The organism is Cellulosilyticum lentocellum DSM 5427 (assembly GCF_000178835.2).
In the GTDB taxonomy this organism is placed as follows: domain Bacteria; phylum Bacillota; class Clostridia; order Lachnospirales; family Cellulosilyticaceae; genus Cellulosilyticum; species Cellulosilyticum lentocellum.
The window spans coordinates 2,190,194-2,204,885 of the sequence record NC_015275.1 but is presented as its reverse complement, the minus strand read 5'-3'; the positions used below and the strand labels follow the sequence as shown (position 1 = coordinate 2,204,885).

Sequence of the window (14,692 nt, the reverse complement as noted above, 5' to 3'; positions counted from 1 at the left end):
ATATTTCTTATACTCTATTTATCCATTAGTCACATTTATGTGACTATATCACAATCAAATGCGTACTTTACATTTTTTCACTATACAATTATCATAAAATTATAAATATAAATAACTAATTAATAGTCAGTTTTATCAATTGCTATTGGTTAGTAAAAAAGAGGGGGTATTTATTATGCTTAAATCAAAAGTCGGTTATTCTACAAACTCAAACGCCTACACTTCAAGCAAAGAAGCTTTACTTATGGCTTCCGAAGGACTCACTAATCCCAAACTCGTGTTTATGTACAGCAGCGTTGTTTATGACCAGCAAGAACTTCTAAAAGCAACTTCTGACTTACTACCCGATGTTCCTATTATTGGCTGTACTTCTTTTACTGGTGTCCTTACACCAGACGGCTACATAAGTGGGGATGATGGCTTTATAGGAATGATGGCTTTAGCAGATGATGCTCTCAGTGTCGGTATTGCAGGTTTACCTAAGACAGGTGATGCCCGCCTGATTGGCCGTGAAGTTGCAAAAAAAGCACTTAAGCATGCGAACCGCTCTGATGCCCCTAAATACTTTTATATGGTTGCTTCTCCTGGGGAAGAAGAAAGCTATCTAAAAGGAATCCAAGATATTATTGGTCGTGTACCTTTCTTTGGTGGTAGTGCCGCTGATAATAGCATTTCTGGAGAGTGGTCACTTTTTACTCACGAAGGTGCTTTTGCTGATGGTGTGGCAGTTGCTTTCTTTTATACAGATAAAGCTTTCGCCAATGAATTTACAGGTGCTTATAAAGAAAGTAATCATGTAGGAGTTATTACTAAAGTCGATGGCAAACGTGGTTTAATTGAAATAGACGGTAAGCCTGCTGTCAAAGTTTATGCAGATTGGACAGGTACTGAGGCTGATAGTTTATTAGGCGCCAACTTACTAGCAGCAACTATCACTGCACCACTAGGTGTTAAAGACCGTTTAGGTGATTTAGTAGCTATTAGACATCCTATGAGTGGTAATCCAGATTATTCCATGTCCATTGGCAATAACGTAGCTGAAAATACAGCTGTTATCATGATGGAAGCCACAGTAGATGATCTCATTGATTCACCCTATACAACCTTAGAAAAACTGAAATCAAAACTTGATAAAGAAATTGGCGCTTATCATATTGTACATTGTGGTGGCCGCCGTGCTGGTATAGGCGACCGTATTGATGAAGTGGCAGAAAATCTCAAAAAAGCTGCTGGTGATGTTCCTTTTCTTGGCGTCTTTACATTCGGTGAATATGGCTTTGAAGATGATGGTAATAACACCTGTGGTGGTTTAATGCTATCCTTTAGTGCCTTTGAGAAATAATAGATATCCACTTTATTCATAAGGAGAGTGATTATAGATGAAAATGATCATAGATGGTAAACAAGTAGATGCTTCTAATAGAGCAACCTTAAATGTTATTAATCCTGCTAATGGGAAGCTGGTTAGCACCATCCCTGCAGCTACAGAAAATGATGTAGAACTAGCTGTAGCGTGTGCTGCAAAAGGTCAAAAGATTTGGGCCTCTTATCCGCTTTATAAGAGAGGCACTATTCTTTCCAAATTTATTAATCTGACTCAAGAGCCTGAAATGAAATATAGTCTTGCTTCTCTTCTTTCACAAGAAACAGGCAAACCTATTACAGAAGCTATTGCTGAAATTGGGAATATTCCTTCCCTATTTGGTGGCTTCATTGAAAAAGCGAAACACCTTTATGACACAACGATTCCAGCAGGTATAGAACCTGGAACAGAGCATACACTTCAAATTATTACTAGAGAACCTGTAGGAACCGTTGCTTGTATCATTCCATTTAACTTCCCTGTAGATTTATTTGGACAAAAGATTGCGCCTGCGCTTATTGCAGGTAATGCTGCCATTGTTAAGCCTTCTACTCACAACCCTCTTACACTTATGAAACTTTGTGAACTTCTTGTAGCAGCAGGGGTACCAGATGGTGCCATTCAAGTATTAACAGGTGACCCAGCCGATGTGCCTAGATGGCTTGTTAAAAATCCAGGTATTCATCTCATTAGCTTAACAGGTAGCACAAAGGTAGGTATTGAAACTGCTGGGACCGCTGCTAAAAACCTTACACCAGTTGCATTAGAACTAGGTGGCAATGACGCTTTTATCCTCTTAGAAGATGGCAATGTAGACTTAGCCGTAGAAGAAACTATTTTTGGTAGAACCTATAATACCGGTCAGGTATGCTGTGCTAGTAAACGTTTTTTAATTCACGAAAGTCGCAAACAAGAGTATACAGACAAACTCATAGCACGTCTTAAAACCCTCAAGGTTGGTGATCCTGCTGACCCTGAAACAAATGTAGGTTGTTTAATTAGTGAGGAAGCTGCTAAAAATGTAGAAACTCAAGTTAATCTTACTATTTATGAAGGTGCCAGCCTTCTTTATGGTGGTGAACGTTCAGGCGCCTTTTATCCTCCTACTGTACTAACAAATGTAACAGCCAATATGGAGGTTGCAAAGGACTTAGAAATCTTCGGACCTGTTATTCCTATTATAGGCTTTAATACACCTGAAGAAGCTATTGCTATTGCCAACCAATCTAGTTTTGGTTTATCTAGTAATGTATTTACTCAAGATATGCAACTTGCTTTAAAGGTAGCTAGCCAACTTCAGGCAGGTGGCGTAGTTATTAATGGATGTAGCTTCTTTAGATCTTGCGAAATGCCTTTTGGAGGCTATAAAATGAGCGGTATCGGTAATGAAGGAATCGCTTGTACTTTAGAAGAAATGACACAAATCAAGACTATTGTTTTAAAAAATATCCTTTAAAAATATATTCATTTAGCAAAACTAAGAAGAGGAATTGGACTTTATTCATCCAATTCCTCTTCTTGTTCCTGATCAATTAATAATCTTTCTATGTAATAATCCATATTAGTTTTACCCCATTCATAAAGTGAATCAATAATAGGAACTAGAGTATATCCCCTCGTAGTTAAATTATATTCTACCCGTGGTGGTATTTCAGGGTAAACTGTTCGTTCCACAATACCGTCCTGTTCTAATTCTCGCAATTGCTTAGCTAAAATCTGATTGCTAATATTCCCCAAGAACAAGCGCTTTAATGCCCCATAACGATAAGCTCCTTCATGGCCTAAATGATAAATAATAACAACCTTCCACTTACCACTAATAATAGACAAAGTAAGTTCCTTTTCACAATTAAATTCCCCTTTTCTGAATTTACTCTTTAAATCTTCCCTTAGATTTAACGTCATCTCGCATCATCCTTCCCTCAAATCTTATCTTCTTCCTCCTACTCCAATTCTCTTTATAAACTATTTTACCTTATTATACCATAATCTTATAATAATCCAAATTTTTTAACATATATTATTGAATTTTTCAGTAAATTATTTATTATTGATTTATTTTCTTATGAGTATGTTTTTGTAGTTTTTACCTCACTCTATATAATAAAGACATATCAGATAAAAGGATGATTTTTATGCGTACTGATGAAACAAAAAAAGAACCTTCTTTAAAACGTGAATTAGGACTGGGAGCTGCTACTGCTATTGTAGTAGGAAATATGATAGGGTCTGGTATTTTCACTTCACCTCAAACACTAGCGCTTGTAGGTAATCCAACGACAACCATTTTGGCGTGGATTATTACAGGTATTGGCTCTATTCTTCTTGCGCTATCTTTTGCTAACCTAGGAGCACTTTATCCTAGTACCGGTGGTCCTATTGTTTATACTAACCAAGCCTTTGGCCCTTTTATGGCTTTTTTAGTCGCTTGGACTTTCTGGATTGGTTCTTGGATCGGAAATGCAGCTATTATTACGGCCATTATTCGTTACCTAACCGTATTTTTCCCCTCTATTAGTGATAACAATTTACTTTCTTTTATTATTTCATCAGCTATTTTATGGATCTTTACTGTTATCAATTGCTTAGGTGTTAAACAAGCTGGCTATATTAGTATTATTAGTACTATCTTAAAGCTTGGAGTCATTTTGGTATTTGTTCTTATTGCTTTATGGGGCTTTAATACTAAGTATTTATCAACCTATTCTTCTCCCGATGTGCAAGGCTTGGGGTCTTTACCTGCTGCTATTGCTGTTACTTTATGGTCTTTTATAGGATTAGAAAGTGCTTCTATTTCAGGTGGTGAGATTAAAAACCCTGAGGTTAATATAAAAAGAAGCACCTTTTTGGGTACTTTATTTGTAGCTATTATTTATCTTTTTATTTCTGTTATTGCCATGGGTGCCTTGCCACAGCAAGAACTTGCTATCTCTAGCGCACCACTAGCAAGTATTATTAATCGTATTACTGGAGCAACTTGGGGTGGTGCTTTCATCGCACTAGGTATTATTATCTCGGCTACTGGTGCTCTTTCTGGTTGGGTATTAACCACTGCCAGACTCTCTTTTGCAGCAGGAGAAGACCAGCTTTTCCCTCATTTCTTTGCTAAGGTACACTCTAAATATGAAACGCCATATGTCTCACTTATTATTACAGGCATCTGTACTAACTTAATATTAATCCTTAACTATGTATCTAGCTTAACAGCCGCTTTTGATTTTATGGTTAATTTAGCTACTTTATCTTTTATACCAGCTTATGCGTTAACAGCTTGTGCAGAAATATTACTCACCATCAAAAAAGACCATCATATGAAATTAAGTCGTTTTTTAAGCCACAGCTATTTATCACTAATTGCCTTCCTTTATGCCATTTATATTATTTATGGTTCAGGTGCTGAGGCTGCTATGTGGATATTCCTTTTAATGTTTATAGGTATTCCTTTTTATGTTTATCAAAAATCAATTACATTTTAATATACCCTATAATAGGGTATATGCTTCCTTTAATAATGTATCAGCTAAAGTATTATTCATTTCATACAAAACAAGTGATATGATAACATAATCGAATAGTTCCTTTGAAAAATGAGTATGTGTGGCATCCTCTAAATAGGTATGCATTGATGATAAATTTTGTTTTTGCTTTTTCTTTTTAGCTAAACTTAACATCCCCTCATTTTGATCAATGCAATGGACTTCTGATGCCTTTTTGTATTTAGCTATCATCATACCATTTCAAATTACATCTCTCCTTATTGTTATGATTTATTTTATTAGTGTTAAACTAACCAGAGGTATCTTCCTGTTCTTTGGCAATAAACTTCATAAGCTTCTTTAAAAACTAACTTCAGAAATTTTTCTTCTTCTATAATTTGCAGATGCATCATCACCATTACCCATATAGTAACTACTAGTAACACCGGATTATAAAATGCTATCAAAACACCTATGTAGGTTAAATCAAAACCTAGGAAAGCTGGATTTCTACTCCATTTATAAATACCAGTCGTTACAAGTTCTGTTTGATCTGTAGCAGGAATTCCAGCACGCCAACTATCACGCATATGCCACATTGCCATACAGAAAAACACTACACCTAAACCTATTAAAATAAGACCTAAATTCTTGAAAAATAGTTGTTCCTGTGATTGATTATATAAAATACTAATCACTTCTATAGGTACAATAATCATACTGGCTATACGTAATCCTTTTTCTACTCTTATGGTCCTTTGATTCTTATTTCCTATTCCTAATTGATTGGTTTTAATTCCTTTCTTCTTCTGCAATAAAGTTTTTTTATAATATGCACCATAAAAAACAACTAATAATAGTAATGCTAGTAACTGCGTATTATTCATTTTTTCCCCTCCTTTATATGAATAAATGTTCATATGTTTTATTATAAGATTGTAACTTCGCTATTGTCAACAAAATTACCAAAAATTTTAATCTTCACAGACTAAATTTAACTATTTTTTCTCTTTAAATAATTCTACAACAATAAAACTTTAAATAGATGTTAACTATTAATTTTCGACAGAAAGTCTCCGTTAGTAAATACATTCCTTAAATTACTTATATTTTTCATATATATTTAAAATTTTATATTTTTGTATTATAATAAAACAAAAACAAAGAGGTGATTATATGCTTAAACCTGAAATTTCAACTTTAATTAATGATCAAATTAATAAGGAATTATTTTCTACTTACTTATATCTACATATCGCTAACTATTATACCTATGAAAATTTATTAGGCTTTGCTAATTGGTTTAATGTCCAAGTCCAAGAAGAATTAGCACATGTTAGATTTTTTATTCAATATCTACAAGATAATGGTGAACCTGTTTCTTTAAAGGCAGTAGAAGCAGATAATACTGTATTTCAAAATTTTATAGACCCCTTGCACCTCGCTTTAAAACATGAACAATCAGTTACTGCATCTATTGAAAACATTTATGCTGTTGCTTTAGAGAAAAAAGATTTTAGAACTACCCAATTTTTAGATTGGTTTATTAAAGAACAAGCTGAAGAAGAAAAAAACACAGAAGATTTAGTAAAAAGATTTCAACTATTTGCTACAGATGGCAAGGGATTATACTTACTAGATACAGAGTTGGCTGCAAGAACTTTTATCCAACCCTCTTTGACTAACTAACAATGCAGAATTTACTGTTTGCTTTTTGCTTAACACTCTTTGCTGGCTTATGTACCGGTATAGGTAGTGCCTTAGCCTTTTTTACTAAAAGAACTAACACTAAATTTCTTTCTATCAGTCTTGGCTTTTCAGCTGGTGTAATGATTTATGTTTCTACTATTGAAATCTTTTTTAAAGCAAAAACCTCTCTTACTAATGAACTTGGTATTAAACTAGGTTCTTGGGTAACGGTGGCTTCCTTTTTTGGTGGTATGTTAGTCATTGCTCTCATCGATAAACTTATCCCAAGTGGTGAAAATCCACATGATATGTATAAAGTAGAGGATATTAAATCAAACTCCTCCAATACTAATACACAACTTTTGCGCATGGGCTTTTTTACAGCTTTAGCTATTGGCATACATAATTTCCCTGAGGGACTTGCAACGTTTATTTCCGCTCTTCAAGAACCTTCTATTGCTATTCCTATAACAGTTGCTATAGCTCTACATAATATTCCTGAAGGAATTGCCGTTTCTGTTCCTGTTTATTATGCTACCGGAGACCGCAAAAAAGCTTTTCTATTCTCTTTCTTATCTGGTCTTTCAGAACCATTAGGAGCTATTATTGGATATCTAGTACTAATGCCTTTTATGAATGACTTAGTTTTTGGCATCATTTTTGCAAGTGTTGCTGGTATTATGGTATTTATATCTCTAGATGAGTTACTACCATCAGCTCAAAAATATGGCCAACATCACTTATCCATCTATGGTTTGGTAAGTGGCATGATGGTAATGGCCATTAGTTTGTTATTATTTATTTAATAACTTATAAATCTATATAAATAAACAGGCTAGAAAATCTAAATAAATAGATCTTCTAGCCTGTTTATTTATACACCCTGTAAATCAAATTCTGGAATAAAGCTCTCTTTTGCTGTTTCACCTTCTTGAATAAAAGCCTGCTCAATTCCCAAATCTAATGCATAATCTATTAAATGATTATATTCTCTTTCTGTGAGCCTGCGGTTAATCTCTGGATAAGCCTGCAAGTCACAAATAGGGGTAAATTGATTCATGATACTCATATAAATAGTATCCCCATAAGTTTGATATAAATAACGTAGTATGGCCTTAGTATCCTTAGCAGCACCCGGAAGACATAAATGCCTCACCATTACACCTTTTTTCATAAGTCCTGTTCCTTCATCAAAAGTAGGCATACCTACCTGGCTTACCATCTCAGCAATAGCCTTACTTGCATATTCAAAATAATCTTTGGCATAAGAATAACGAGTGCTAAATATTTCATCTTTGTATTTTAAATCTGGTAAATAGATGTCCACATAACCTCTTAGCAATTGGAGACTTTCTACTTTTTCATATCCACTGGTATTATAAACAATGGGAAGTTCTAGCCCTTTATCTTTGGCTAATTGTAAGGCTTCTACAATTTGTGGAATAAAGTGTGTTCCAGTTACTAAATTAATATTATGGGCCCCTTGCGCCTTAAGTTCAAAGAAGATTTCTACTAAACGAGTTATAGAAATGACCTTACCTACTTTACTGGTTGCAATCGAACGATTTTGACAATAAACGCAGCCTAAAGTACATCCAGAAAAAAATAGAGTTCCGGAACCATTTTCACCCGTTAAACAAGGTTCTTCCCATAAATGTAAAGCAGCTCTAGCTATCATCACTTCACTAGTTTGTCTACAATAGCCTTTTTCTCCTTTTGTTCTATTCACTCGGCACCCTCTAGGACATAGCTGACATGCTTCTAACATTCCCTGCATTTTTACCTCCTTTTACCATAAAATTCACTCTCTAATCAATTCTTAATCAGATTCTACTTCTTACCCTATGCTCTTTTATGATTGAAAGAAAAACTGAGTAGGATCTTCTATATTAAAGATTTGAGCCAGTAACATCATTTCTGGGTAGGTCCAATCTGTCGTTCCTTTGAACTTCCTTGTCAGAGTTCGTTTACTGACACCTAATCTTACAGCTAGCTCATCAAAAGTCACATAATACTGAGTCATTAATTCATTCATTTTTTCTTCCACTATCTATTCCTCTAACTTTCTTTAATATACTCCATAAAATTTAGGCTTTTCTTAACCTCCTGGGCAACAATTAACTCGTTCCATTAGTATCCAGCAAACTTGCATTATTATAATCAAAATTGAGGCACTACTCAAGTCTAGTAATTTTACTATCCTGTTTTTCTGTTTAAACCCTCTTACCCCTAATATAATACCAAAAATTAATAATAGTAAAGGATACCAAGTATACGTATCCACATGTGACCTTATTTTCTCTTCCAAATGGTTAAAGTAGTAAAAGCCATATAGTATTACAAAGGCTATTAACCCTACTAGCCACATCAAATGTCTCTGGTCTTTTCTCTCCATAATTTTTTCCTCCACACCCTCTTTTCTTACAGTATAAAGGTTAAAAATGAATTTTACAATTAAAGCCACAAAAAAGAGCTTTCATTTAAGAAAGCTCTCTATAATGATTATTTGCATTTTTAGAGAACCACCAATAAACGACAGCACGTCTCGGGTCCCTTACTTGAAGTTGTTTATACCATAGTATACCCGTTATTCCCCATGATGCTATGGTTAGCCATAAATTTGCCAATCTGAAAAGCATTGTCACTATGTTAAATACCAACATAACTCCCACTACTCTAGAAGCAAAGGGATCAATAATGAGTACAAACGAGAAAAATATAGCCATTGTTACTAATAAAATTCCCAAGCTACTTGCAGGTGTTAATCCTAACATACTTCCTGCTGCTGTTGAAAGAGCTTTCCCTCCCTTTCCTTTTAAAAATGGTGTAAATGCATGACCTAAAATAGGAGCCAATACCATGAGTGTAATCCAAGGTGTTTCGATTCCTTTTATTTTAACCAAAAGATATACTGGAATAAATCCTTTTAACATATCTAATAAAATACATACAAGCCCTATTCCCTTATGAGCGCTATAAGCATTATAACCACCTGGATTCTCATCTGTTGTATTTTTTCTAATATCTTTTTTTAAAATCCATTTAGGTATGTAATAAGAATACATTACTGCTCCTGATAAAACCCCTATGATAACCATCCATAATTCAACTATCATTTCCCACCTCTATTTTCAACACTGTTCTTCACAAAATATCATTTTAGCCTATTCATATGATGCTTTTATGAATCTTATTCTTCTCTAAACCTCATTTTTTATAAAACATTATCTTCTTCTCTCTCTATCCTTTCTTTGTTTAATTGAACTTCTTTTCTCCTATTGTAACATCTTCAGTCGAAAAATGTAAAAGTAAATTAGATTGCTGTTATGGTTTAACAAAAAAAGCCTCCGGTCTTCCCAGAAGCTCCTAACTATATGATTTGATAAAACAAGCCATGTTGGTTACAATAATGATATAACTTGCCATGCCCCATTTTAGGTAGTCGTAAATGAATACCCCATTCAGGATATTGCTTCACCAGATACATTTTTTCTCCTGTAACAAATGCAATAAAAGAGATATAATGTGCTTTTGTCATTTCATGAGATGTTTCGATATACCACTCATCTTCAATTGTCTCAAGTTGCAAAACATGTGTTTCATTAGCTTTTTCAGGGACTAATGCTTCTAATTTTCTACCACAACAAGAAAGTTCTGCATTTCCTGTGCTTGTCATGATGTTTCCACACTCAGAGCAAACATAAAACTGTGTCATTCTCATATTACCTCCTAATAATTCATTGGGATTTAAATCTCCCGATAAAATTTTTTCAATGTTAACTTTTAAAAGAATTGAGAGCTCCGGCAGTAAAGAAATATCTGGGCAACCTAACCCTCTTTCCCACTTACTCACTGTCTTATCACTAATGTTCATCGCATCTGCTAATTGTTTTTGTGTTAACCCACACTCAATGCGCAGTGAACGAATTAATTCACCTACCTTTTCACAATCCATTTTATCACCTCTTCTTATTAATACTTTAACTATTCATCCAATTTTCTGGATGATTCATTTCTACCTGTAATGCATTAAAAAATGCACTTACCTGATAGCCATCTGCTATAGCATGATGAACCGTCATTGATACTGGCATTAAAAGTTTATTATCTTTTTCATAAAACTTGCCGGCTTCTAATATCGGAAAAAAGTTATTAATCTCTCCAAAACCAAATGGAATCGGTGAATAACTTTTAAAAGATATCCACGGAATGACACCTACCATAAAACTATTGGCTGGTGGCATCTCTGGTTTAGCTAGAATACCATGATTTTTTCCATATTGTTTTTGATCTTCAATATAGTTATTATAAAAAGTATTAAAATCTTCATCATATACCGTCCACATATTAGACATTGTTTGATCATCCTCATGAAAACAGGCATATGAAGGATTGAGTACTTCATAATAACCTAATTGCTCATTTTGATAAGCTATCTTAAAATAAGGTTCTTTATTAATAAGCTTAGTTGTTAAAAATAAATATGCTGGAAAAAATTTTCTGTTTTGTTTTTTTAATGCGTAATACGCAGCTGTTACATCAATTTCAGCATTAAGATTAAACCCTGTTGGAAGCATCTTTGTAAAATAATAAAAATACTGACTTCTAGGCCATGTTTTTATATCTATGCTATGAAAGTTTGAATTCATCTGCCTCACCTCATTTGACTAATCGGATTATAGGCTCATTATAATTCATACCTGCTTTATAAGCTATCTACGAACCGTAGAGTTTGAAAATACTCCTGCTCCTTCAACGATTTCCTGCTCTTTAAATAATTCTGTAACTGCTTCTTCATAATCTCTTAGTCTTTGTGACTTTTTAATTTTCTTAGCATACCTATCAGCATTAGAAAACATATGAATCATGTAAAACCAATTTTCTTTCATTTTAAACAGTACATTCCGTTCCCCAGAAAGAACTTCTTGGTAATCTTCATAAATTTTATCATGAAAAGCCTTTAATAACTGTTTATCAAGGGTGATATTATCCTTAATATCACTGATAAGACCAGGATTAGCAACAAGACCTCTCCCAAGCATGATGGTATCCACACTTGGAAATTGCTTAGCAAATAATTCATAACGTTGAGCTGTAAAAATATCACCATTATAGCCAACTGAATTGTTACTCAACTGAACTCCAGTACTAAAACTCTCCCAATTAGGTGTATTTCTATAATAATCCTTTTGCACTCTTGGATGGATAATTAGTTCTTCCAAAGGATATTTATTAAAGATATGAATAAGCTCTTCAAATTCTTCTGGTCTTTCTTTTCCTATTCTTGTCTTGATTGAAATTTTAGTAATAGCCTTGGAGAAAATCTCTTCTAAGAATTGATCCAATGCCTCTTTTTCAGCCAAAAAACCTGAGCCTTTATTTTTCGAAACAACAGTTCCTGAGGGACATCCTAGATTAAGATTAACTTCCTCATAACCAAATGCCTTTAACTGCGTAACAGTTGTCATAAAATCTTCAGCATTGTTGCTCAAAATCTGAGGTATGACTACTAAACCCTGATTATGCTCCGGCAAAATATCATGTAATTCCCTTGTGGTAAACTTCCCATGCTGTGTAGTCGCAATAAAAGGTGTAAAATATTTATCTACATGATTAAAAAAGGTGGCATGAGCATTCCTATAAATATAACCAGTCAGACCTTCCATAGGTGCACAATAAAATTTCATTTATCTTATAACTCCTTTATTCTAGCTATTTACTTCCTGTTTCCATTCTTAAGCTATTATACAATAGAATATGAGTAGTATCTACTCATATAGCTTTATAGCTATGTGTAGTTGATTATTTTCTTACTATTCAGTCCAAAGGTGCAGCATTTGACAATTTAATTCACCATTAGTCTGAATAATTATAGCTATTATTTTATTGTTTCTCTGATTTATTTACTATTATTTTTTATACCATCCTTGATTTTATAGGCATTTATAATTTAAATACATTTCAAAATCTTTTAATGAAATAAATACCATCTATTTTTTTCTTGCACCTTCTTATTAATTATGTTAACTTATAAGTAATCAATCCACTTCATTGTTGACAGAAAATATTGCTAGGAGATTTACATATGAAAAAATTGTCTTTAACCTCTAAAACACTACTTGCACTATTTTTAGGTGCTGTTTTTGGAATTATGCTTTCACATGTACCAGAAAACTGGTTTACTCAGACCATTTTATTGAATGGCTTATTAAAGCTATTGGGCACAGGCTTTTTAAACGCAATTAAACTTATTGTTGTACCTTTAGTTTTTATCTCTATCGTTTATGCAACAGCTTCTTTAGATGACCTTAAGAAAATTGGTCGTATTGGCGGTAAAACATTTTTCTTCTATACCTTAACCACTGCTCTCGCTATTATTTTAGCTTTATTAGTCGGTGGTCTTTTAAAACCGGGTGTTGGTGTTGATCTTGCTCTTCTTCAAGCTAACGAGTTAACAACTACTCCAGTAGCTACTGATGTTCATTTTGTTGATACCCTTTTAAATATGATTCCAACTAACATTTTTACTGCTTTTGTAGAAGGTAACATATTAGGTATTATCTTCTTTGCCATCTTATTAGGTCTTAGCATGACTATGGTAGGTGAAAAAGCAAAACCTCTTATTGTGCTTTTTGAATCAGCTAATGAGGTGCTTTTAAAATTAGTGCAGATTATTATGTGCTTTGCTCCTTACGGTGTATTCGCACTACTTTCGACAACCTTTGCGAACTTTGGTTTTTCAGCACTGATGCCACTTATTAAATATGTTGTCACAGTTGTTATAGGCCTAGGCTTGCAACTTTTAGTTGTTTATATGGGTATGCTTCTTTTCATTGGAAAACTGCGTCCTAGCTTATTTCTTAAAAAGTTCGCACCTATTTTTAACATTTGTTTATCAACTGCTTCCTCCAGTGCTGCATTACCTCTGGCTTTAGAACACTCTGAAACATCCTTTGGGGTTTCTAAACGCGTGAGTTCTTTTACCCTTCCTCTAGGTTCAACCATTAATATGGATGGTACTGCCATTATGCAAGGGATTTCCGTTATGTTCATTGCTCAAATTTATGGCATTTCCTTAGGTTTCAATGATTATATCATGGTCATCTTATCTGCTGTACTGGCTTCTATCGGAACTGCTGGAGTACCTGGTGTAGGTATGGTTATGCTGACTATGGTACTTGCTTCTGTTAATTTACCATTAGAAGGAATTGCTCTCATTATGGGTGTTGATCGTATTATTGATATGCTTCGTACAGCTATTAATGTAGCTGGTGATAATGTTTGTACTATTCTTATTGCTAAAAGCGAAAATGAATTAGACGAAAAGGTTTATAACAAACAAATATAGATACAGAAGTGGTAGTTCCTATTTTTTTCATAGAAACTACCACTTTTTTTACTTTTTATTTATTGAAATCTATGTGCACTACGTATAATATAAGAACTAACGAACTATAATCATTAAGGAGTGATAACTATGTCCCATTTAATAGATCAAATTTATAATGAAGCTAGACAAGCTACAGAAGAATTATGTGAAAAGGCAAATCTTCGAGCTGGTCATATTGTAATTATTGGCTGTTCTTCGAGCGAAGTAATAGGGCAGCAGATTGGTACTCATTCAAGCCTTGAAACTGCTGAAGCTGTGTTCAATGGCATTTACAGCACACTTTCTTCAAAAAATATTTATCTTGCTGCACAGTGTTGTGAACATCTTAATAGAGCCATTATCATAGAGCGTGAAGCCGTTCCTTTTGCCGACATTGTTAATGTCATACCTCAACCTAAAGCTGGTGGGTCTTTTGCAACAACTGCTTATCATACCTTTAAAAACCCGGTTGCTCTTGAGGAGATTCATGCAGATGCTGGTCTAGATATCGGTGGTACCCTTATTGGCATGCATCTAAAAAAAGTAGCCGTACCTCTTCGCTTAAGTATTAGTCACATTGGCAATGCTAATTTATTAGCTGCTAGAACAAGGCCTAAATTTATAGGTGGTATTCGTGCTGGTTATGATGAACATCTATTATAAATTTTCGTTTTTCTATTTTTATCTCAATCGTTTTTATACCTTTACACATTAAATCCCTATGTTATTACAGCTATTTTCTAGATCCATGCTGTAATAAACATAGGGATTATTTTTTAGTACTCCACACAACAA

17 protein-coding genes are annotated in these 14,692 nt (G+C 33.9%); 7 read left to right on the top strand and 10 right to left on the bottom strand.

The window, feature by feature from the left end; translation table 11 throughout:
• Nucleotides 1-175 precede the first annotated feature (175 nt).
• Nucleotides 176-1,342 carry an FIST signal transduction protein gene (locus CLOLE_RS10105; protein WP_013657007.1) on the top strand — a complete coding sequence of 389 codons (1,167 nt, stop codon included), beginning with the start codon at nucleotides 176-178 and terminating at the stop codon, nucleotides 1,340-1,342.
• A gap of 37 nt (nucleotides 1,343-1,379) precedes the next feature.
• Nucleotides 1,380-2,819 carry an aldehyde dehydrogenase family protein gene (locus tag CLOLE_RS10100; protein WP_013657006.1) on the top strand — a complete coding sequence of 480 codons (1,440 nt, stop codon included), beginning with the start codon at nucleotides 1,380-1,382 and terminating at the stop codon, nucleotides 2,817-2,819.
• A gap of 41 nt (nucleotides 2,820-2,860) precedes the next feature.
• Here the strand turns inward: CLOLE_RS10100 and CLOLE_RS10095 are convergent, their stop codons facing one another.
• The gene (locus CLOLE_RS10095) at nucleotides 2,861-3,268 is read right to left on the bottom strand and encodes a winged helix-turn-helix transcriptional regulator (RefSeq protein WP_013657005.1); all 408 of its coding nucleotides are present in this window, start codon (nucleotides 3,266-3,268) and stop codon (nucleotides 2,861-2,863) included.
• Nucleotides 3,269-3,498: 230 nt separating this feature from the next.
• On the opposite strand from CLOLE_RS10095, the gene CLOLE_RS10090 reads away from it, so the two are divergent.
• Nucleotides 3,499-4,839: an amino acid permease gene (locus tag CLOLE_RS10090; protein ID WP_013657004.1), complete on the top strand. Its 1,341-nt coding sequence runs from the start codon at nucleotides 3,499-3,501 to the stop codon at nucleotides 4,837-4,839.
• Between the two features lie 6 nt (nucleotides 4,840-4,845).
• On the opposite strand, the gene CLOLE_RS10085 is transcribed toward CLOLE_RS10090, so the two are convergent.
• Nucleotides 4,846-5,094: a class I SAM-dependent methyltransferase gene (locus CLOLE_RS10085; protein WP_041712956.1), complete on the bottom strand. Its 249-nt coding sequence runs from the start codon at nucleotides 5,092-5,094 to the stop codon at nucleotides 4,846-4,848.
• A gap of 50 nt (nucleotides 5,095-5,144) precedes the next feature.
• Nucleotides 5,145-5,726 (bottom strand): methyltransferase family protein, encoded by a 582-nt coding sequence (locus CLOLE_RS10080; protein WP_013657003.1) that lies wholly within the window; start codon nucleotides 5,724-5,726, stop codon nucleotides 5,145-5,147.
• Nucleotides 5,727-6,015: 289 nt separating this feature from the next.
• Between CLOLE_RS10080 and CLOLE_RS10075 the strand changes: the two genes are divergently transcribed.
• Both CLOLE_RS10075 and zupT read left to right on the top strand, forming a co-directional pair.
• A complete protein-coding gene (locus tag CLOLE_RS10075; RefSeq protein ID WP_013657002.1) occupies nucleotides 6,016-6,528 on the top strand; it encodes a ferritin in 513 nt (170 codons plus the stop codon).
• A gap of 2 nt (nucleotides 6,529-6,530) precedes the next feature.
• Nucleotides 6,531-7,334, top strand: a complete 804-nt coding sequence (gene zupT / locus CLOLE_RS10070) for a zinc transporter ZupT (protein ID WP_013657001.1) — start codon at nucleotides 6,531-6,533, stop codon at nucleotides 7,332-7,334.
• A gap of 68 nt (nucleotides 7,335-7,402) precedes the next feature.
• Here zupT and CLOLE_RS10065 read toward each other — a convergent pair whose 3' ends face one another.
• The 7 genes from CLOLE_RS10065 to CLOLE_RS10035 all read right to left on the bottom strand — a co-directional run bounded on the left by CLOLE_RS10065 (nucleotide 7,403) and on the right by CLOLE_RS10035 (nucleotide 12,215).
• Complete coding sequence (locus tag CLOLE_RS10065; protein ID WP_013657000.1) at nucleotides 7,403-8,305, bottom strand: radical SAM protein; 903 nt, start codon at nucleotides 8,303-8,305, stop codon at nucleotides 7,403-7,405.
• A 75-nt stretch (nucleotides 8,306-8,380) separates the two neighbouring features.
• Complete coding sequence (locus CLOLE_RS10060; protein WP_041712955.1) at nucleotides 8,381-8,575, bottom strand: helix-turn-helix domain-containing protein; 195 nt, start codon at nucleotides 8,573-8,575, stop codon at nucleotides 8,381-8,383.
• Nucleotides 8,576-8,626: 51 nt separating this feature from the next.
• Entirely contained in the window at nucleotides 8,627-8,992 is a 366-nt protein-coding gene (locus tag CLOLE_RS23260) for a hypothetical protein (protein ID WP_162145078.1), read from the bottom strand.
• A 16-nt stretch (nucleotides 8,993-9,008) separates the two neighbouring features.
• A complete protein-coding gene (locus CLOLE_RS10050) occupies nucleotides 9,009-9,644 on the bottom strand; it encodes a glycerol-3-phosphate acyltransferase (RefSeq protein WP_013656998.1) in 636 nt (211 codons plus the stop codon).
• A 254-nt stretch (nucleotides 9,645-9,898) separates the two neighbouring features.
• On the bottom strand, nucleotides 9,899-10,483 hold the full coding sequence (locus CLOLE_RS10045) for a helix-turn-helix domain-containing protein (RefSeq protein WP_013656997.1): 585 nt from the start codon (nucleotides 10,481-10,483) through the stop codon (nucleotides 9,899-9,901).
• 25 nt (nucleotides 10,484-10,508) lie between these two features.
• Nucleotides 10,509-11,177, bottom strand: coding sequence for a chloramphenicol acetyltransferase (locus CLOLE_RS10040; protein ID WP_013656996.1), 669 nt, complete (start codon nucleotides 11,175-11,177; stop codon nucleotides 10,509-10,511).
• 63 nt (nucleotides 11,178-11,240) lie between these two features.
• Nucleotides 11,241-12,215, bottom strand: coding sequence for a tRNA dihydrouridine synthase (locus tag CLOLE_RS10035; protein WP_013656995.1), 975 nt, complete (start codon nucleotides 12,213-12,215; stop codon nucleotides 11,241-11,243).
• A gap of 398 nt (nucleotides 12,216-12,613) precedes the next feature.
• Here CLOLE_RS10035 and CLOLE_RS10030 point away from each other — a divergent pair, with 398 nt between their 5' ends.
• Both CLOLE_RS10030 and CLOLE_RS10025 read left to right on the top strand, forming a co-directional pair.
• The gene (locus CLOLE_RS10030; protein ID WP_013656994.1) at nucleotides 12,614-13,876 is read left to right on the top strand and encodes a dicarboxylate/amino acid:cation symporter; all 1,263 of its coding nucleotides are present in this window, start codon (nucleotides 12,614-12,616) and stop codon (nucleotides 13,874-13,876) included.
• 129 nt (nucleotides 13,877-14,005) lie between these two features.
• The gene (locus tag CLOLE_RS10025) at nucleotides 14,006-14,560 is read left to right on the top strand and encodes a TIGR01440 family protein (protein WP_013656993.1); all 555 of its coding nucleotides are present in this window, start codon (nucleotides 14,006-14,008) and stop codon (nucleotides 14,558-14,560) included.
• Nucleotides 14,561-14,692 lie beyond the last annotated feature (132 nt).